We start from the raw sequence: 19,045 nt of genomic DNA on the forward strand, positions 1-19,045 counted from the left end.
CTTCAGGGCATGAAGAGGACCCCATTGTATGACTGGCACGTCTCTTCCGGAGCCCGCATGATCGACTTCGGCGGATGGGAGATGCCGCTGCAGTACACCGGCATTGCCGATGAGCACATCAATGTGCGAAAGCGGGTAGGCATCTTCGACGTTTCCCACATGGGGGACATCATCATCCGGGGGGAAGGGGCCGGGTCACTGGTAAACCGTCTGATGACCAACGATCCCGCAGGAATGCCGGTAGGCAAAGGCATCTATGGCCATATCCTCAACGATGAGGGCCGGATCATCGACGATACCATTGTCTATCGCATAACTGAGGACGGCTACCTGCTGGTACCCAACGCCTCGATGACCGGAACGGTGTTCCAATGGATCAAGGACCATACAACAGACCAGGAAGTAATGGACGTGACCGACGAGATAGCCTGTTTCGCCGTCCAAGGACCGGAGGCGGGGGCGCTCCTTCAACGGCTGACGGACCGGGACCTGTCATCTGTCAAACGGTTCCATTTTGTCATCACGGCGCTGGAGATCGATGGCCAGCCGAAGGACCTCGTCACCGGGCTGCGGCCGCCCCTGCTCTTAGATAAGGAGATCGGTCTCGATCTGGAGGAAGCCGGTGTCTGGCCGGGAGGACCTTTCGGTGCCAGGATCATGCTTTCACGCACTGGATATACCGGCGAGGATGGATTCGAGGTGGTATGTGACTCCCGGGCGGCGGTCGCCATCTGGAACCTCATCATCAGTATGGGCGCTAAACATGGCCTGCTTCCGGCCGGGCTGGGGGCCAGGGACAGCCTGAGGCTGGAGATGGGCTACCTGCTCTCCGGAACCGACTTCGACGGCAGCCAGAGCACGGTGCAGACCGGTCCTGGTTGGGCGATCAAATGGGAACATGACTTCATCGGCAAGGAAGCCCTACTCCGGGATGCGGGCCTTCCCCTTCCCCGGTTGACGGCGATGGTCCTCGACGACCGGGGCATACCCCGGCAAGGATACCCCTTGCTTAAAGATGGCAAAGAAATCGGCCATATCACCAGCGGGACCCTGTCACCGTGCCTTAGGAAGGGGATCGCCCTGGGCTACATGATACCGGAATTCTCTAAGCCCGGGAGCGAGCTAACCGTCGCCATAAGAGATATGCGGGTGCCCGCCCATGTGGTTATCCCGCCGTTCATAAGGAAGTGAGCATTTTGGCTGAGGGCGTAGTTGAGACACTTATCGACATGATCCTGATCGGGAGCGAGGAGAGGGAGAACAAGGACGAGATCGTCAAGTACGCGTCAGACTGGCTCAAGGACCTGGGCATGGAGGTGGACATCGTGGGTGATAAGCGCTACCCGGCGATATGCGCCTACAACGGTTTCCGGGGGGTCGCCCTGTCTGGACATCTGGATACGGTCCCGATCGGGGACCGCTGGACCAAGGACCAGGGGGAGATGTCGGACGGCAAGGTGTTCGGTCGTGGCTCGGCCGATATGAAGGGCGGATGCGCGGCCATGCTGCACTCCGCCAAGGCGCTGATGGCGGACGACCTGGACTGCTATCTCCTTTTCACCACCGATGAGGAGGACCTGATGACCGGGGCGAATGCGCTCATCCGCACCCACGGCGCCAAGAACGCCAGGGCCATCGTGATCGGCGAACCGACCAACATGAGACCGGTCTACAAAGAGAAGGGAGTGGCCAGGGTCGGGGTAAAGGCCTTCGGGAAAGCATCCCATGCCAGCATGCCGTGGCTAGGCGAGAATGCCATCATGACCATGTCACGCCTGCTGGATAAGCTCGGGGCGCTCAATGCGGAAGGCCGGGAGGCGGCCGAAGGCCTGACCATGAACGCCACCACCATCAAGGGCGGGGACATGTACAACGTCATCCCGGACGAATGCGAAGTGGATCTGGATGTACGCTTTCCGGCATCGATGAGCGCCCACGAGGTCTTCTCATCGATCCTGGCGACGCTAAAAGGCGAGGATTGCGAGCTCGCGCTGCTTCACGAGTTCCCGGCTTTCGGGACCGACCCCGAATCGCCCCTGGTCAAGGCGGCGACGGCCTATCTTAGGGAAGAACCGATGGCCGTGCCCTATGCCACGGAGGCGGCGGTCTATGCCAAGGTCAACCCCAATATCCTGATCTGCGGTCCGGGCGATACCGATGTGGCCCACACCGCCGACGAGTTCGTGGAGATGGCCCAGCTGGAGCAGGCCGTTCAGTTATACATCCACCTTGCCAAGACCCTGATTCAGGGGTAGACCCGGGAAACCGTCCGAGGGAACGGTATGGCATCCCGTATGTGCTCCAGCTTGCACACCCAGCGCACTATGCGCTCCACCCCGAGCCCGAACCCGGAATGCGGCACGGAGCCGTATTTCCTCAGGTCCAGGTACCACTGGTACGAATCGACCGGTACGCATTGGGATTCCAGCCTCTCCAAAATCTTGGTCAGGTCTGTCTCCCTTTCCGATCCGCCGATGATCTCCCCGTAACCCTCGGGGGCCAGCAGGTCGGCGCACTTGTACGTGCGCGGGTCGTCCGGATCTTCCTTCATGTAGAACGCCTTGCACTCCTTGGGGAAGTTTGTTATGAAAGTAGGTAGCGACTCGTCGGCCGTCACCGCTCTCTCCTCCGGCGCACCCAGGTCCTGCCCCCATTCGATACTGAAGTCCTTCTGTTTCAGCCTCTCAATGGTCTGGGCATAGGTGACCCGGTTGAACGGAGGAACGATCAACTTGAGCTGATCGACATCCCTGCCGACCAGCTTGAGCTCGTCTCGCCTCTCATCGACGATCTTTGCGATCATCGCCGAAACCAGCTCTTCCTGGATCTTCATGTTGCCGGCGTTGTCCGTCCATGCTTCCTCCAGCTCGAGGTGCCAGTATTCAGTCAGATGCCTGGTGGTCCGGGACTTCTCGGCCCGGAAGGAGGGAGTGATGGAATAGACCCTTTCCAGGGAATAGATGAGAGCCTCCAGGTACATTTGTGCGCTCTGGCTCAGGTACGCCTCCCGATCGAAATATTTGAGTTTGAACAGTGTGACCCCGCCCTCGCAGGCATTCTGGGTGAAGATCGGGGGAGTGACCTCGGTGAAACCCTGTTCGTCCAGCCACTCGCGGGCACCTTTCATGGCGCTGCTCTTGATCTTCATCACCGCGTTCTGCTCGCGCGATCTTATCCAGAGGTGCCGGTTGTCGAGGAGAAGCTCCTCGCTCTGGTACTCGGTGATCGGGAAAGGTTGCGAAGGACCGACAAGCGTGAACCCGGTAGCCCTGATCTCATAACCGCCGGGAGCCCTCTTGTCCTCTGCCAGAGTTCCCTGTACCGTGACCGATGATTCGATGGCGGAGGCAACTGACTGGTCGAAATCCCCGTCCGGCAGAGCCCCCTTCTTCACCGTGACCTGGATTATGCCGGTGGAATCCCTCACCACGGCGAAGACGATCTTGCCGCTACTCCTGGTGCGGTATATCCAGCCCCTAACGGCGGTCTCTGCCCCAACGACCGGGGAGTCCAGCAGCTGTTTTATCGGCACAGGGGAACTCATCTAAATACCCACCAGGGTTACAAATGGCACTCTACTATCTTTTTATTTCGGTGGACCTGGCCACATCTTATTAATATCCGTTGTCAGGATGGAACGTTATGCGCGTAAGAGAGGCCACCCCACAGGACCTGGACGACCTGATGCGCATCGAAGAGGAATCATTTCAGGAAGAAAGGTTCAACAGGGACCTCCTGGAGATGTTCGTGAACGAGGAGGAGTTCGAGACCCTGGTCTGCGAGATGGATGGAATCGTCGTGGGGTATGCCACCGCCTACACTGAGCCGGGGGTCAAGAGCCGCGTTCTATCGCTGGCCGTGGATAAGAGGCATCGAGGAAGGGGGATCGGAGTTGAACTGATGAGGGAGATCGAACACCGCGCAAGGACTTTGAGATCAAACTCTGTTTCCCTTGAGGTACGCGTCACCAACGAAGTGGCGGTGAACCTCTACCTGAAGGAAGGATACCGTATCAAAGGGACCATTCCTGACTACTATTCCAAGGGAGAGGACGCATTCTACATGGAGAAGAAGCTATAGATCGACGGGTTTTCTGAGATTCCGGACAGCGATTTGTCTAGCCGCCTGAAAAATAGAAGATAACCGGCCGCCCTTTAATGATTGTAACCTTTTATGGGTATTTTGATGGCATATCTGGGTGCGTTTTGTGAAATATCAATAGACCTCGGAAACCATTAAGTAATAGACCTATTATTGGTGGTTGTCATCAACACTCGCAGATTGTTGGCTAGGGGTGCGTAAATGGAAGAGTCACTTTGCAACGTCGAGTTCCTTAAGAACAATAACACTTACATTGCCCGTGTACAAAGCGACCTTGGTGGCCTCAGGGAGTACCAAAGTTCTAACCTAGAGGAAGTCCTCGAACAGGTCATCATCGACCTTCAAGAGGAGTTCGAGACCTCCATCTGAGCGTGCCAGGCCAAGAAAGCGGGCCACGGTCTTCTGGAGGCAGATGCTTCTGGATAACTTGGGCTCCATCCATTAGGAGGGGTTCAGGTGCAAGAAAAGGAAGGTAACGAGATTGATACGGTAATGTCCTCTTACTACGGGGAGGAGCAGGTTACTGCGATTATTAACCTCAAGGTCGATACCAAGGCCGCAGACACGATCGCGGAAAAGGTGGCCAAGTATGCCCTTGTGGAGGATGTCTTCCTGGTCACTGGTGATACTGATATCGTTGTCAAGACCAAGTTCCACAACTATAATCAGCTCAAGAGGTTCCTTGTGGACGAGATCTCGAACATCGATGGAGTGAAGGACACGAAGACTCTGATGGTGGTCACGACCTTCAAGGAAAGGGGAAAGATCGTAGCTGAATCGCAGGAGCCGAACAAATAGGCTTCATGGTGCAAATTAGTCTCAAGAGGTGTTAACATGGTAGTAGTTGATGTCAAGCAAAAGATGGGTCAAATTTTGGAAGTATTGGACCAGTTGGCCGAGGATACGTCGGTCCCTCGGAACATCAGGCGCGGAGCCACAGAGGCAAAGGCAAAGCTGGAGCAGAGCGCAGCCTTGGATGTCCGGGTGGCCGGGGCGATCGGAAAGCTGGACGATCTGGCGAACGACCCGAACATACCGATGCATGGAAGGACCATCATCTATCGCATCATCACCGAGCTGGAGAACCTGCTCGCGGCAGCTCCGAAGTGAGGACATATTTCTTCGAACAAACTGATTAGCCTCCAGGGGCCATCTTCCGGCAAATGCTGGCAGTGTCTTGGGTCAGAAAAGATTAAGATATTGTGCTGGATTTGGTAGCGCACAGGCGGCCATAGTCTAGTGGTTAGGACTGAAGCTTCCCAAGCTTCGAACTCGGGTTCGAATCCCGGTGGCCGCACTTTTTATCTTATCCATTCAGCTGATCTTAGGATCATAGGCCTTTTTGCCATTACCGAAAACGGTATACCATGTTTTGAATGTAACATGATAGGAGAAATCTAGGTCAGGCAACGGACCTACTATAATAGTTTGGCGATTTCGTTTTGTAAAATTTATTATTAATTAATTGCATATTTTAGACAATATGAACTGTTCAGGAACTATATGATAACAAATTTCCATATAATTTTGTTTATAATGTATGATCGAATCTCCTGAACAGGGGAGAATAATGGAAGAGACCCTTGTCGAGGGTGATGTTCTCTGCCATCAGATCAGTTGCAATCAACATCTCGGGATCCATTTTTGATCCAGATGTTCAGGCTGTATGCCTCATTGAGCGATTTCTTCCGATCGCTAGCATACGAGACAGACCCTGCGACGATCATCGAGATCGTTGTGGTGGCAGTCTCCATCCAGTCTGATCAGTGCAACGTAACGAAAAAGGAGATGAAAATATTAGGATGGGATCAACATTGAAGAGGGACAAGTTCGGGACGGCTGTCACCAGGACAGCTGTTCCGGTCGCACCGGGACCGGCTACGACGGTGGCCTTGTCCGTTTTTAACAGCATAGCGAACAAAGCAAGGGACAACGCTTGGAAGATCGGCGATCAGGCGATGAAAAAGGGCGCCTTCGAGATTGCCTCGGGAATAACGAGAGGTTGTTTCGAATGAGATTCTTCAACAAGCACCGATTGAAAAACTACGCCCTGATGCTCGGATCCATAGTGATCGTCATTTCATTGCTGTCCGTAAGTTTGCAGGTCACCAGTGCCGTCCCGAGCTATAACTATAAGATCGTCGGCTCGAAGGTTCTTAGCTCGACCGGGGCGGTTGTCTATACAGGAACCAACTTCGGCAAGGCGCTTACCTGGACCATGGGCCAGGCGAACAAGGTCACATACGTGCCCGCGGGCAACTACATCGTTAGCACAGCCATCTATACGGCCTCCGGCGCCAAATTATATGGTGATGGTGACGGACCCACCGGTACGGTGCTCAATTTCAACGATGCGTCCGCCTCTGCCGAGCAATTCGTTGTGTATAATAAGAATGGCGTAACGTTCAGCAACTTCAGAATGACAGGATATGGCAGCATAGAGGTCCTGGCCTCGCGTTCATCTGTTACAGCAATAACGATCGACCACGTGACGGCCTACCGTTGTCACGGTAACGACTACGCCTTTGGCTTGATCGCGGTAAGCCCCTACAAAATTTCTGGAGTGACATTCACAGATTGTCATGCGGAGGGAGTGGATGGATTTGGATACTTGCTGACCGGCACTGGTCAGAAGGCCAATATCAAATTCACTGATTGCTCCGCCAATTATTGTGGATATTATTCCACCCGTTTCAATAAATGGGCAACGGGATTCGATGTGTGTGAACTTGGTAGCGTCTCGAACGTATTACTCACCAGATGCACTGCCAAATACAACTTGGAATCCGGTTTCCACATGGAGTATGCCGCCTCGGTCACTGGAGTGCTGTTCACAGATTGTGTCGCATCCTATAATGGACAAAAGCCAGCGGGTTTTGTTAACGGCGACGGAACGGTAGGTCCACAGTATGCAGTAGGTTTCTTGTTCAATGCCAAGAAAATACCGAGCATCTCATTCGATGGATGCTCGGGTGTGGGGAACATCAAAGGATTGAGCAGGATGGCACCAAGAGCTACGACCCTGTCTACAGTGTAAGTGGAACTGCGCAGCTCGAAACCACAAATGGGGCGAAATGCCCCACCTTTCTTTTACTTCACGATTACGAGCGAAGCCCGACCAAATACCTACCAAACCTGGAGGAAGGAGGATTGCTGAAAAGGTCTGAGGAGAAGGACAGGATGATCAACGAGATAACCGATAAGGGTAGGCACTTCCTTACCGAGTTCCAGCGCATGGAAGCGTTCGTCAACGGTTTCGGCCTGGATATTTAGGTACCTTGGCTCCGATATGTCTTGATGGTCAAAAACTCGGTTATCCTTGGTCGAATTTTGACCTGGGTTATGCGGCCGACAATATCTTTTTCGGTCGAATTATATAGATGGTCATGTCTTGTGAGTTGAAACCAGCAATTGGTCTGCATTGCCTTTCTCAACATTAACAGGTGGATTGATGAGCCCTCGAGAACAAGAGAAATCTAACGGTAATTGGAGGATACTTGCGATTTTGGCATCGGTCGCGATGATGGTCATGTTCATCGAGATCATGCTTGTTCCGGCCCTGCCATACGTAGGAGTGGACTTCAACAACTTTCAGTGGATCTCTTGGGTGCTATCGATCTATTTGCTGGTAGGCGCCGTGGCCACCCCTCTGGCCGGACGTCTGGGCGATATGTACGGCAAGAAGAGGATCATGCTGTACGTCATGTGCATCTACATCATAGGACTGCTCGGCAGCGGGTTCTCGCTGGACATATCCCGCGCACTGCTCGGCGAGCCTTCGATCTTCGTTCTGATCTTCTTCAGGGGAGTTCAGGGCATAGGAATGGGCATGTTCCCGTTGGCCTTCGGAATCATACGCGACACTTTCCCCAAGGACAAGATACCCACCGCCATCGGCACCGTCAGTGCGATGTTCTCGGTCGGTGTTTCCCTCGGCCTGCTGGGCGGGGGCTATATCACCTCCGTCGGCCATTGGTATGATGCGTTCCACGTCGTCGTCCCGTTCTTCGCGGCACTGACCATCCTTACAATGTTCCTCATCAAGGACCCTATCATAGTGAAGAGGGGGTCCTTGGACATGGCAGGAGCCGCAACTCTGGGGATCGGCGTGTTCTCGTTGCTGCTGGGCCTGACCCAAGGACAAGAATGGGGATGGGCGAGCCCGCTGGTCCTGGCCCTGTTTGTGCTTGCCTTGTCGATGTTCCTGTTGTTCACCAAGCTGGAGCTGAGGACAAAGGACCCGATAGTCCGCCTGTCTATGTTCAGAAACCGCGGTGTGTTGGATGCCAGCGTAACGGCCATCTTCATCGGCTTCTGCATGTTCCTGATGTTCCAGACGCTACCGTTCTTCCTTGAGACCCCTAAGGCGGCGGGGGGCTTCTTCGGAATATCCGATACCTTCGTGATCGGGCTCTACATGTTCCCATCAGCGATCGCCCAGCTCATCTTCGGCCCGATGGGCGGCATTCTTTCGAAGAAGTTCGGGGCCGACAAGGTACTGATGTCCGGCCTTGCCATAATGGCCCTCGGATTCGCCACACTGGTATTCATGCATACGGATTGGGTGGGGATCGTGATCTCGATATTCATCACGGGAGCGGGAATGGCCCTGTGCATGGTGTCTATGATCAACCTCGTCGTGGTCACCTGCAAACAGAGCGAGTTCGGTGTGGCGTCGGGGATGAACACCTTGTTTAGAGTGGTGGGCGGGGCGATCGGGCCAGTCCTGGCCGTCGTGATCTTGTCGAACTACACCCAAATCATCCTGGGTCGCCCGGTCTATACCGAGAACGGATATGTGACCACATGGATCATTGGAGCCGCGTTCTCGCTCATCGGACTTGCATGCGCCGTCCTCCTTCGCCCGAAGAAAGGGGAAATGGAGTGCGATATCGCGCCCGAGGACCTTCCAGCGAAGTAGAAGAATCGGCTAGAACAGATTTCATGGATCCGATGTTGGAAGCCGCGTTCACTGCTGCAAGGCCAACGCCTTCGTGTCTTTCCAAGCTTTGGCCAGTGCGTCCAGGCCGCAGCTCGTGCATTCATGCTGAAGGCCAACCTGGTTGGAGAACTGCTCAGAGAGACCCTGGAAACGCTCCTTTTCCCCCACCCCGGTATCGATATAAAGGCACCTTGAATAACCAGCGAAGAGGATCTTCACGAAGTACATCGGTTCATATCCTTGCTCGATGGCGGAATCGAGACGAAGCTCTTTGATCACTCCCTTCAACCCCATCTCCGCCCAGCCGGAAGTATTGAACCATGTGCCGGTCACCTTCCGCTTCTCCTCTGCGTACCGCAGCGGGCTCAAAAGGGCGCCGATGCAGTCATCGGCATCCAGCATCACCGTCGGTACCCTTAGCTCTTCCTTGACCCCTTTTAATGACTGGCAGATGGCATACCCCAGGAAGACCGCGTCCACCTTACCTTCCAGCGAATTGACCCGCTCGATCACCGTGGCCTTGAGCTTTGCTGAATCGACATGTAGCGCGAATTCCAGGTATTCCTTGTGAACGATGTCGGGGTCGTTGCCGACGACCGCGTCTATCTCACGTCTCCAGATATCGCAGGCAATGATTCCGATGCGCATCTTAGAAAATCCCGCCGTAGGCCACGAGGATGGATGTCCCTTCCAGTGATTTAAACTTAGCCGGAAGTGGTCTACAGCCGTCTCCACCTGTTGTCATCGTCCGGTCCATCCCGCCTTTGAGCCTCGTCCGGGTTGCCCGATCGCCTCTCGACTGGCTTGGCAGGCGGATCCCAGTTCATGTCGTCATCGAAACGGGGGAGAGGCACTTCTATGGTGTTCACATCCCTGACGATCGTCGGATTTTCCTTCTTGGCGGCCTTCTGGAACTGGATCCCGTCCTTTTCCACTCTCTGCTGTTCGACACGAGACAGCGTCATCGGATCGGTGGTGAGCCTGTGGGTCCTCCGCATGAGCTCCAGGGATCCGAGGAAATATGCCAGGAAGACGAACAGGCATAGATACCACTCTATTCTGAAGATGAATGCCGTGGAAGCGATCGTCAGGAGACTGCCGCAGATGAAACTGCTGATAAAGCTCGAGATCGGCTTCGGGTCCTTGGTCAGGACACCGAGATTATCGTAGCTGATGGTCTTGATTATGGGGCGCAGTTCCTGCTCCGTGATGAAATATACCGTTATGGAGACGGCCAGGGCGGCGATGTACATCAAGAATGCCAGCTCGTTTCCCGAGATCATGATGCCGACCAGGGCGATGAAATAGACCGACAGCAGGACCTCGATCTTCCTGTCCCGCTGGAACAGCTTCAGGGAGGAGGGGAGGATCAGCTTGGCCATCGTTCTGTTCATGAGCGATGAGCTGTATTTGGCGAAGCCCGGAACGATCCGCCTAAGGCCTTTGTAGATCGAATCGCTGGTCTTCATCATGATCGGTGTGAGAATGCTCAGGACAAAACAGAACGTCCCAGCGAATGGATTGAGCTGGGATGCTTTGGTCAACCCGGCCGCCCCTGAACCTACCGAGGCGAACATGACGGACTCGGCACCCCTGCTGCACATGGACGATCCCATGAAAGTGGCTGCCCTGCCGGAGAAGCCCAGGAAATAGGCGAGCGCTCCGGTGAGCAGCAGGTCGCCCAGGATCACTACTGGCACCGCAATTATCACTATCCAGATGACCGTCGGGAACATCCCGGGATCTATGAGCATGCCGAACGATATGAAGAACACGGCCACGAGGGCGTCCTTGAATGGGCTGATGCGGTCCTTCAAACGGTCCGCTATCTTGGTCTCGGCGAAGACCATGCCCAGGAAGAAGGCCCCGATTATCGCAGGAACCCCGGAAACCTCGGCCATTGCCGAGGAAAGGAAGACCAGACCGAGCGCGAACAGAACGAACATCTCGTCGCTCTTTATGTTCTCGAAGTGCTTGGCGCACCTGGGTATGACCACCAGTGCCAGGAATATGAAGAAGGAGTAGAAGGCCAGCACACCGACGATCATCGTTGTGAGCGTCAGGGGGTTGTCGCTCCCGCTCTTGAACAGCAATCCGCCTGCGATGGTCATCAGGATCATGGAGAGGAAATCCTCCACCACGACCATGCCCAGCAGGAACTCGGTCTCGGGATTGGACATCTTCTGAAGTTCCATCAGGGACTGGCCGGTGATGGCGGCGGAACCCATGGCGATGACACCAGCCAGGAACACTGTGTCCACGATGGGCCAGCCAAGGGCCATGCCTATGAGTATGCCAAGGAAGAAATCGATGCCGGTATTGATCAGAGCGAGGAGGAATGCCGACGATTTGGTCTTCCTCAGCTTGCTGACGCTGAACTCCAGACCGACAAAGAACATGAGGAGCGTCAGGCCCAGCGTGGAAAGGTATGAAACGAAGCTAGTGTCCTTCATCAATCCATCATACTGGAAACCGAAGATGTTGAAATGGATGAAAGGGCCGATCAGGACGCCAGCTACTATGTAGCCTAGGATAACGCTCTGCTTCGCCCTCGTGGCCAAAGCGGCACCGATGAAGGAGACGAGCATGATCATGCCCACCTCGAACATTATCTCCTCTGTTGCGACCATCTATGTCTCAGCCCAGTGATGCGGACATGTAACGGTGGCTACGACTACCAAGTGGATCGCGCATTATGGATTTGCCAGTTCCCCGGTATCGCTCGACCGTTTTATCCAAGATATGCCCACGACTCGTCCAGAGTACAGGCTAGTGCATCCCTAACCATCTTAATAGCCTGAAAGATATAAAAGCGTATTGTGCCAGATAATTGTTGGACGAATTTTGGAATGGAGTCCCGACCGTCCTGCCAGCCCCTACCCCAACTACCGCCGAAAACATCATCCGCCTTCGAATGCAATCATTTCCGCAGGCTGATCAATTGTCGGGCGATTTCCATTCGATGAGCGCAGAGGAGGCCGTGTCGAGCCTGGGCTCTTCCCCGGCAGGCCTGCCGGCGGAGGAGGCCGTCCGACGCCTGAAGGAGTTCGGACCGAACGAGTTGGTGAATCAACGCACCCTGTCCCCCTGGCGTCTGCTGCTGGAGCAGTTCAAGGACCTGATGGTCATCGTCCTGATCGTGGCAGCATTGATCTCTGGAACGTTGGCGCTCCTGAAGGGGTCGACAGAGGAATGGATCGACACCATAGTGATCATAGTGATCGTGGCGGTGAACGCAATATTGGGCTTTTTCCAGACGTACCGGGCCGAGAAGACCATCGAAGCCCTTCGCGACATGGCGTCGCCACGCGCTACCGTCGTGAGAGGAGGAAACGAGATCGACACCCCCTCGAAGGACCTTGTCCCAGGGGATGTCATTATCCTTACGACCGGGGATAAGGTAGGTGCGGATGCCCGCCTGACCGATTCCTTCAACCTCAAAATGAACGAGGCGGCCCTGACCGGAGAGTCAGTACCGGTGAGCAAGGACCATGGTGTGGTGCTTCCAGAGAGCACGCTGGTCTCGGACCGGACCAATATCGTGATGGCGGGAAGCTCCATTCTGAGCGGCCGGGGCCGTGCGGTCGTCGTCTCCACTGGCATGGGCACCGAGCTGGGAAGGATCGCCCGGATGGTCCAGGGAGAGGATGAGGAAAGCCCCCTGCAGAAGAAGCTTGGGCGCCTGGGGAAGCAGATAGGTATAGGGATCGTCGGCGCCTGTGTCTTCATATTCCTCATTGGGGTCCTGCAAGGCGTCGCCATCGAAGAGATGTTCCTGACCGCGGTGAGCCTGGCGGTTGCGGCCATCCCTGAAGGACTGCCGGCGATAGTGACCATCTCCCTAGCCCTGGGCCTACAGCGCATGGCCAAGAGAAATGCGATCATGCGCCGCTTGCCCGCGGTCGAGTCGTTGGGCAGCACGACGGTCATTTGTACGGACAAGACGGGCACCTTGACAAAGGGTGAAATGAACATCACCGAGATGTTCACCGGGGAATACCTCCAGGTTTCCGGGGATGGATATGATCCGGTGGGCGAATTCTCGACCGAGAACGGGAAGATCGAACCTGGCGATGACCCGGGCCTTACCGAGCTCCTGACGGCGGGAATTCTGTGCAATGATTCCCAACTCTACAAGGAACGAGACCGATGGAAGATAAGAGGCGATCCGACGGAGGGCACCTTGATCGTTACGGCCAGGAAGGCGGGGCTGGACCCAGACGCCATCAGGTCGGCCAACCCACGAGTGTTCGAGGTCCAGTTCGATTCCGACCGGAAACGGATGACCACTGTACATGATGTTGGCGGCCGCCGCATCGCATACATGAAAGGCGCCTCCGAAAGCGTAACGCCGCTGTGTTCCGCCATCGACGTGAACGGTTCGGTCGGCATATTGGACGAAGATGCCATGAGGAATATCACCGAGCGTGCCGACGAGATGGCATCAAGGGCGCTTAGGATTTTGGCGATAGCCCGCAGGGATGTCACCAATGTCGCTGTGGACGAAACGGTCGAGCACGATCTCACGTTCCTGGGGCTGGTGGGGATGATCGACGCCCCAAGGAAGGAGGCGGTGGAGGCGCTGGTCCGCTGCCGCACTGCCGGCATAAAGGTCATAATGATCACCGGAGACCACGCATTGACGGCCCGGTCCATAGCCAGGGATATGTGCCTGCCCAGTTGCGATTTGGCCGAGGTGATCACCGGAACGGAATTGGAGGCGATGAGCAACGAAGAGCTGTCGCGACGGGTGAACGACGTGTCCGTCTTCGCGCGGGTGTCGCCAGAGCACAAGGTCCGCATAGTGGAGGCGCTGCAGAAGAACGGGGAGATCGTGGCCATGACCGGGGACGGCGTCAACGATGCGCCCGCCTTGAAGAAGGCGGACATCGGGATAGCCATGGGCATAACCGGAACGGATGTCGCCAAGGAATCCTCCCAGATGATACTGGTGGACGACAATTTCGCCTCCATCGTCGACGCGGTGGAAGAGGGACGGGGCGTGTACGAGAACATCCGGAAGTTCGTGAGCTATCTGCTGACATGCAACAGCGCCGAGGTCGCCTCCATGTTCGCTGCCAGCCTGATATACATTGACCCGTTGATGCTCCCGTTCCTTCTGCCATTCCAGATACTCTGGATGAATCTGGTCACTGATGGTCTGCCGGCGCTCGCCCTTGGTGTCGATCCGACCCCGAAGGATGTCATGGAGCGACCTCCGATAGATCCCGAAGAGCCGCCCATAACGCGCCATGCAGCCTACAGAATATTTGTCCTAGGGGCCATAATGGCTGCGTCAACGCTCATATCCTTTCAGCTGGAGTATGTGGACGCCACCATGATCATGGGCCTTTCACGGGAGGAGGCGGTCCAGAGAGCGCGTACGGTCGCGTTCTGCACACTGGTCCTGGCTCAATTGCTTTTGGTCTTCTCGGCCCGTTCACCGACAAAGACGATCAGACAGACCGGGATCCTGGACAACAAGAAGCTCATCATCGCGGTCCTGGTATCGTTCGCCTTGCAGATGGTGATCGTCTACCTCCCAGGCCTTAACACGGCCTTGCGCGTTACGCCATTGGGGTGGGAGGAATGGGCAGTGCTGGCCCCCATGGCGATGGTGGGATTGGTAGTGAATGAGATCTGGAAAGTGGTATCACGGAGAAGGTCCCTCCGGGTGAATGAATGATCGAGATCGACGGTTCGGAAGGAGAGGGCGGCGGCCAGATGCTTAGGACAGCGTTGGGGCTGTCTGCATTGACCGGTCGCTCGTTCAGGTTGGAGAACATCCGGGCCAGAAGAGACAGGCCGGGCCTCGCCCCGCAACATCTGATGGGGGTCAAAGGGGTGGCGGAGATCTGCCATGCCGCCGTGGATGGGGCAATGGTCGGTTCGACCTCGTTGACGTTCGAGCCCGGCATCGTGGAGGCCGGGGATTACCATTTCGATGTGGGCACCGCCGGCAGCATCACCCTGGTCCTTCAGGCATGTATGCTCGCCTGCGCCAGAACGCGGTCCAGGTCCGAGTTCGACATCATCGGTGGCACCAATGTGAGGATGTCCCCGCCCTCGGACTATCTGGAGCATGTCCTTTTCCCGCTTCTGCGGAAAATAGGATACGACATCGACGTGAAGACATGCGCCAGAGGTTTCTATCCCCAGGGCGGGGGTGAGATGGTGGTCGGGATGTCGATGGGAGAGCGTGTCCTTCCATTGAACCTGGAAGAAAGGGGGAATTTCCGTCAGATATCGGGCGTCTGCTTCACCCAAAAGCTACCTGACCACATCGCCGACCGCATGGCCTCCACCGCAAGGAAGACCCTTGTGGGACATACCCCGGTCAGACTGGTCATGGACCGAAGACATGGTCACTCGATAGGGGCCGGGATATTCCTGGCCGCGGAATATGAGAACACTGTCCTGGCCAGCGACGCTTTGGGCGAGAAGGGCATCAGTTCGGAGAAACTGGGGGAACTGGCCGCCACCTCGCTTGTCAAGGAGATGGGGTCCGGCGAGACCCTGGACCCCCATGCCGCCGACCAGATCCTTCCATATCTGTCATTGGCTGTGGGGCCGTCCTCCTTCCTGGTAAGAGAACTGACGATGCATTTCATGACGCAGATGGATCTGGTCTCCAAGTTCCTTGATGTTCAGATCGACACGAGATCTGAAGATGGCGTCCAGCGAGTATCGGTCGTGCCTAACCATACATGATGGAGCGCTTCTTGGCCAGCTCTTCCGATTCTCCGGTCTTCTTGTTGATCTCCTTGAGCGCCTGCTCCAATACCGCTGCCTCCTCGAGCAATGGCTGGGTGTCCAGACCGGTATGGAGGATGAGCTTGTCTATGGTGTGCGTGGCGGCAGCCGCGGCCCGGGCATCAGGGTAATCGGAGTGGGCCTCTGACAATATCGACACGACATCGAAATTGCGGTTCACGCCCTCGTTCAAAAGCACTCCGGCAAGACCGACGACGACCCCGTTCTCGAAGATCGGTATGTCGTTGCGAAGAAGCAGCTCCCTGGCGAACGGCGTCGATCCCACCCCGAAGACCGTGATGTCATCTCCTTCCTTCTTCTTGTCGATCTCGATCTCCGGCATCTCGACGCTGGTCTCCCCGGCCTTGTTGGCCAGACCTTCTGGGGAGAGGACCATTTTGCAGTGCTTGTCCTCGACCCAATCCATTATCGTCTGGGCCAGTGGCTTAAGGATATCCTGGGGGGGCTCGAACTCGGAGACGATGACCACTATCTTCTGTGGACTTCCCTGCCCTATGACACCGGAATAGATACGGACCGGGCTGTACGGGATTCCCTCGCGCACAATGGATACCGAGGGAAGGTAAGGGGAATCAATGATGGCGATCTGTTCCAGGTCCAGAAGTGTCACCAGGTAATTGGCGGTGATCGAACCGACGAGCCCGATGCTGGAGAAACCCTCTATGACATATGCGCCCTTGCAGTTGTTTCTTCGGAGCTCGACGACCTCAAAATCATTCATCGGGCGAATAACGACAAGGGGGTTATTTTTCTTTTGGCCGGAGGACGTTCCTACCTCCGGTCAGAGAAAATACTAACGTGTTGGAAGTCGATAATTATTGAGCGGGGAGTGAGGAGGATGAAATGTCCTATTTGCGGCAAGGAGATGGAACCGGGTATGATGAGGACGGACAGTTTCCTTGGAGGGGCAAAATGGTTGGGTCAGCCATACAACAGGTCGAACAAGCACACCCTCGCCAGCCCGGACTGGTTGGGATATATCAAGATGTATGGCTTCCGGTGTGCCGACTGCCGTCAGCTGGTCCTGAACTATTGATGGCTTTAAGGCAGACCGAGCGGTCTGGTAGAATAATGGCCAGCGGGACGACGACCACAAGCTTAAATGCAGACGGAACGGTTTTCTGGTCCATGAGGCCTAGGGTCACGGTGAATTGCGCCATGTCCCCCGATGGCAAGATCGCTACCAGGGAACACAGGCAGACCAGGATATCCTCTCCCGAGGACATGGAGAGGGTCAGGTCCCTACGGGCCTCGGTCAATGCCATACTTGTAGGCATAGGGACCATATTGGCGGACGATCCGCATTTGACGGTCAAGGGGCTCCCGCCGGAAAAGAACCCGCTCCGAGTGGTGCTGGATTCCCATGGCCGGACCCCGGACGAGGCCAAGGTTCTGAACGGAAATGCAAGGACCCTCATCGTCACGAACGAATCATGCTCAAGGACCTGGAACAATGCCCAGGTCCTGCGCGCCGGCGGGGAAACGGTGGACCTTACGATTCTTCTCCCCAAGTTGCACGACATGGGGATCAAGACCCTGATGGTGGAAGGGGGAGGTGAGACCATATGGTCATTTTTTCGGATGAATATGGTCGATGTCTATTCGGTTTACATCGGAAACGATATCCTGGGCGGCAGGATGGCACCCAGCCCGGTGGACGGGGAGGGTTTCACGGAAGGAGACAAGGTCCACCTGGAACTGCGATCGGTGGAGAGGCTGGGAGATGGGGTCCTCCTGACCTACGAGCGCCTGGGGCCGGGATGCCAGTGATCGGATCGACATGAACATGCCGCGTTTCTCCGCCGATGAGATGCTCGGGTCTTTGGCCAGATGGCTTCGGTTGATGGGTTACGATACCCGGTATGAAAGGGACGGCAGCGACACCGACATCTTGCTTCGGGCTAGAGAGGAGGGCCGGGTCCTGTTGACCCGGGACAAGAAGTTGGCGGAGAGAGCGGGTTCGCAAGGTCTTTATATCGACGTCCGGAACCTGGATGACCAGATAAGGCAGGTGGCGACGGCATATGATCTGGTTTTTGATGAAGATTTATCCAGATGCACAGCATGCAACGGCGAACTCGTGCTCATTGGCAGGCAGGAGGCTTCGGAGGGTGTGCCGGAAGGGGCGCTTCATTCCAACGAAGAGTTCTTTCGGTGCAAATCATGCGGTAAATACTACTGGAAAGGAAGTCACTGGACGAACATAAGGAAAAGGTTGGAAGCGTTGGACCGACCAGGTCAGGACAGTTCGCGGTAATAGTCCTCTGATATTATCTTGCCGGTGCTGGCATTCAGGATCATGACGCCCTTGACCCCTTCGATGCACCAGATGGGCAGGTAAAAGATGCCCATGTCGGACAGCTCGATCGAGTCGGCCTTCGGGGAGACGGTCTTCTTTTCCGTCATGGTGACGTGGTTCTCCTCTTTCACCACGTCCCTTTCGAAGGTGTGCCTCCTAACCACCTCCTGCATGACCAGGTTCTTGGCCTCCTCGGTGTCGATGAGAGGTTCCAGGCGCTTGTGCGTCACCTCCAGCGAAAAGACAATGTTCAGGTCGGCCGGCCAGGAGTCTACTTGATGGGTCAGCCCGTTCACCGCCAAAAGCCCGGTCTCGACGCCGAGCTTGTTGTCATCGATGTACAGCGGAGCCTTGTAGCCGAAAACGTAATGCGGGACCAGTTCCAGCCGATGCCGGAAACCGGCTACCGTCTGGGCGGCGATCTGTTTTACGTCCTCGACATCCACGATCGGTTTGACGATCTTCTCCCCAAAGTCCTGGTCCACGGCCTTATCCAGATCCTCCGCGGTAACGATCTTGGGGTAATCGTCCGCACCGAACTCGTCCATCAGGCCGTGGTCCTTCTCTCCCACGATCCTCTCTATATGCACCCGGCCGATCTCGTGTTCGATCGCCTCCCGGTCCCATACGAATGTGCGGTCGTCGACCTTTGACAGCAATGCATCGGGCAAGGGCAGAAGGGTGGCGATGACCCGCTTGCCCTTGAAGTCCTTGAAGTGCTCCATGAAATCCGAAAAATCCTTGTCGTTCAAGTCGACCAGCAATAAGAACACTACCTCGACTTCCTTCCGTTTCCCCGCGAGGAATCCATCCCGGTCGAATACCTGAAAATCCCGGGATTCAAGTATCTCACTGATAACCGCTCTCAGCGAGGTCAAAAGGACACCTACCTCACCTAATCATGCTTGTCTCATAAATACGTTGGTGCA

Annotated in this window: 20 protein-coding genes and 1 tRNA gene; 16 read left to right on the forward strand and 5 right to left on the reverse strand. The window is 55.8% G+C overall.

Going from position 1 to position 19,045, the window contains the following annotated elements:
• Positions 1 to 9: 9 nt before the first annotated feature.
• Together VGK23_11020 and VGK23_11025 are read left to right on the forward strand one after the other, a co-directional pair.
• Complete coding sequence (locus VGK23_11020; GenBank protein ID HEY3421071.1) at positions 10 to 1,191, forward strand: glycine cleavage system aminomethyltransferase GcvT; 1,182 nt, start codon at positions 10 to 12, stop codon at positions 1,189 to 1,191.
• Between the two features lie 5 nt (positions 1,192 to 1,196).
• Positions 1,197 to 2,255, forward strand: a complete 1,059-nt coding sequence (locus VGK23_11025) for a M20/M25/M40 family metallo-hydrolase (GenBank protein HEY3421072.1) — start codon at positions 1,197 to 1,199, stop codon at positions 2,253 to 2,255.
• Here VGK23_11025 and asnS read toward each other — a convergent pair.
• Positions 2,246 to 3,544 (reverse strand): asparagine--tRNA ligase, encoded by a 1,299-nt coding sequence (asnS, locus tag VGK23_11030; protein HEY3421073.1) that lies wholly within the window; start codon positions 3,542 to 3,544, stop codon positions 2,246 to 2,248. The two genes, VGK23_11025 and asnS, sit on opposite strands and share 10 nt — an antisense overlap.
• Before the next feature lie 98 nt (positions 3,545 to 3,642).
• On the opposite strand from asnS, the gene rimI reads away from it, so the two are divergent.
• The 9 genes from rimI (at position 3,643) to VGK23_11075 (ending at position 9,022) form a co-directional block, all read left to right on the forward strand.
• A complete protein-coding gene (rimI, locus tag VGK23_11035; protein ID HEY3421074.1) occupies positions 3,643 to 4,080 on the forward strand; it encodes a ribosomal protein S18-alanine N-acetyltransferase in 438 nt (145 codons plus the stop codon).
• 222 nt (positions 4,081 to 4,302) lie between these two features.
• Entirely contained in the window at positions 4,303 to 4,470 is a 168-nt protein-coding gene (locus VGK23_11040; protein HEY3421075.1) for a hypothetical protein, read from the forward strand.
• 87 nt (positions 4,471 to 4,557) lie between these two features.
• Complete coding sequence (locus VGK23_11045) at positions 4,558 to 4,899, forward strand: Lrp/AsnC ligand binding domain-containing protein (protein HEY3421076.1); 342 nt, start codon at positions 4,558 to 4,560, stop codon at positions 4,897 to 4,899.
• A gap of 36 nt (positions 4,900 to 4,935) precedes the next feature.
• Positions 4,936 to 5,211 (forward strand): UPF0147 family protein, encoded by a 276-nt coding sequence (locus tag VGK23_11050; protein ID HEY3421077.1) that lies wholly within the window; start codon positions 4,936 to 4,938, stop codon positions 5,209 to 5,211.
• Between the two features lie 115 nt (positions 5,212 to 5,326).
• Positions 5,327 to 5,398, forward strand: a tRNA-Gly gene (locus VGK23_11055).
• Between the two features lie 505 nt (positions 5,399 to 5,903).
• Positions 5,904 to 6,116 carry a hypothetical protein gene (locus VGK23_11060; protein HEY3421078.1) on the forward strand — a complete coding sequence of 71 codons (213 nt, stop codon included), beginning with the start codon at positions 5,904 to 5,906 and terminating at the stop codon, positions 6,114 to 6,116.
• Positions 6,113 to 7,138 (forward strand): hypothetical protein, encoded by a 1,026-nt coding sequence (locus VGK23_11065; protein ID HEY3421079.1) that lies wholly within the window; start codon positions 6,113 to 6,115, stop codon positions 7,136 to 7,138. Before VGK23_11060 ends, VGK23_11065 begins: the two co-directional genes overlap by 4 nt.
• A 113-nt stretch (positions 7,139 to 7,251) precedes the next feature.
• Positions 7,252 to 7,374: a hypothetical protein gene (locus VGK23_11070; GenBank protein HEY3421080.1), complete on the forward strand. Its 123-nt coding sequence runs from the start codon at positions 7,252 to 7,254 to the stop codon at positions 7,372 to 7,374.
• 178 nt (positions 7,375 to 7,552) lie between these two features.
• The gene (locus VGK23_11075; GenBank protein HEY3421081.1) at positions 7,553 to 9,022 is read left to right on the forward strand and encodes an MFS transporter; all 1,470 of its coding nucleotides are present in this window, start codon (positions 7,553 to 7,555) and stop codon (positions 9,020 to 9,022) included.
• Positions 9,023 to 9,070: 48 nt separating this feature from the next.
• Here the strand turns inward: VGK23_11075 and VGK23_11080 are convergent, their stop codons facing one another.
• Together VGK23_11080 and VGK23_11085 are read right to left on the reverse strand one after the other, a co-directional pair.
• Positions 9,071 to 9,691: a DUF1638 domain-containing protein gene (locus VGK23_11080; protein ID HEY3421082.1), complete on the reverse strand. Its 621-nt coding sequence runs from the start codon at positions 9,689 to 9,691 to the stop codon at positions 9,071 to 9,073.
• 71 nt (positions 9,692 to 9,762) lie between these two features.
• Positions 9,763 to 11,673, reverse strand: a complete 1,911-nt coding sequence (locus VGK23_11085; protein ID HEY3421083.1) for a cation:proton antiporter — start codon at positions 11,671 to 11,673, stop codon at positions 9,763 to 9,765.
• A gap of 332 nt (positions 11,674 to 12,005) precedes the next feature.
• Here VGK23_11085 and VGK23_11090 point away from each other — a divergent pair, with 332 nt between their 5' ends.
• Complete coding sequence (locus VGK23_11090) at positions 12,006 to 14,729, forward strand: cation-translocating P-type ATPase (protein HEY3421084.1); 2,724 nt, start codon at positions 12,006 to 12,008, stop codon at positions 14,727 to 14,729.
• On the forward strand, positions 14,726 to 15,754 hold the full coding sequence (gene rtcA / locus VGK23_11095) for an RNA 3'-terminal phosphate cyclase (GenBank protein ID HEY3421085.1): 1,029 nt from the start codon (positions 14,726 to 14,728) through the stop codon (positions 15,752 to 15,754). Before VGK23_11090 ends, rtcA begins: the two co-directional genes overlap by 4 nt.
• Here rtcA and VGK23_11100 read toward each other — a convergent pair.
• The gene (locus VGK23_11100; GenBank protein HEY3421086.1) at positions 15,741 to 16,538 is read right to left on the reverse strand and encodes a PAC2 family protein; all 798 of its coding nucleotides are present in this window, start codon (positions 16,536 to 16,538) and stop codon (positions 15,741 to 15,743) included. The genes rtcA and VGK23_11100 overlap by 14 nt on opposite strands.
• Positions 16,539 to 16,655: 117 nt before the next feature.
• Between VGK23_11100 and VGK23_11105 the strand changes: the two genes are divergently transcribed.
• The 3 genes from VGK23_11105 to VGK23_11115 all read left to right on the forward strand — a co-directional run bounded on the left by VGK23_11105 (position 16,656) and on the right by VGK23_11115 (position 18,074).
• Complete coding sequence (locus tag VGK23_11105) at positions 16,656 to 16,853, forward strand: PF20097 family protein (protein HEY3421087.1); 198 nt, start codon at positions 16,656 to 16,658, stop codon at positions 16,851 to 16,853.
• A gap of 92 nt (positions 16,854 to 16,945) precedes the next feature.
• Positions 16,946 to 17,587, forward strand: a complete 642-nt coding sequence (locus tag VGK23_11110) for a 2,5-diamino-6-(ribosylamino)-4(3H)-pyrimidinone 5'-phosphate reductase (protein HEY3421088.1) — start codon at positions 16,946 to 16,948, stop codon at positions 17,585 to 17,587.
• A gap of 10 nt (positions 17,588 to 17,597) precedes the next feature.
• Positions 17,598 to 18,074, forward strand: coding sequence for a Mut7-C RNAse domain-containing protein (locus VGK23_11115; GenBank protein ID HEY3421089.1), 477 nt, complete (start codon positions 17,598 to 17,600; stop codon positions 18,072 to 18,074).
• On the opposite strand, the gene VGK23_11120 is transcribed toward VGK23_11115, so the two are convergent.
• On the reverse strand, positions 18,056 to 18,994 hold the full coding sequence (locus tag VGK23_11120; GenBank protein ID HEY3421090.1) for a hypothetical protein: 939 nt from the start codon (positions 18,992 to 18,994) through the stop codon (positions 18,056 to 18,058). The two genes, VGK23_11115 and VGK23_11120, sit on opposite strands and share 19 nt — an antisense overlap.
• Positions 18,995 to 19,045: the final 51 nt, after the last annotated feature.

Source organism: Methanomassiliicoccales archaeon, from assembly GCA_036504055.1.
Lineage (GTDB): Archaea > Thermoplasmatota > Thermoplasmata > Methanomassiliicoccales > UBA472 > DASXVU01.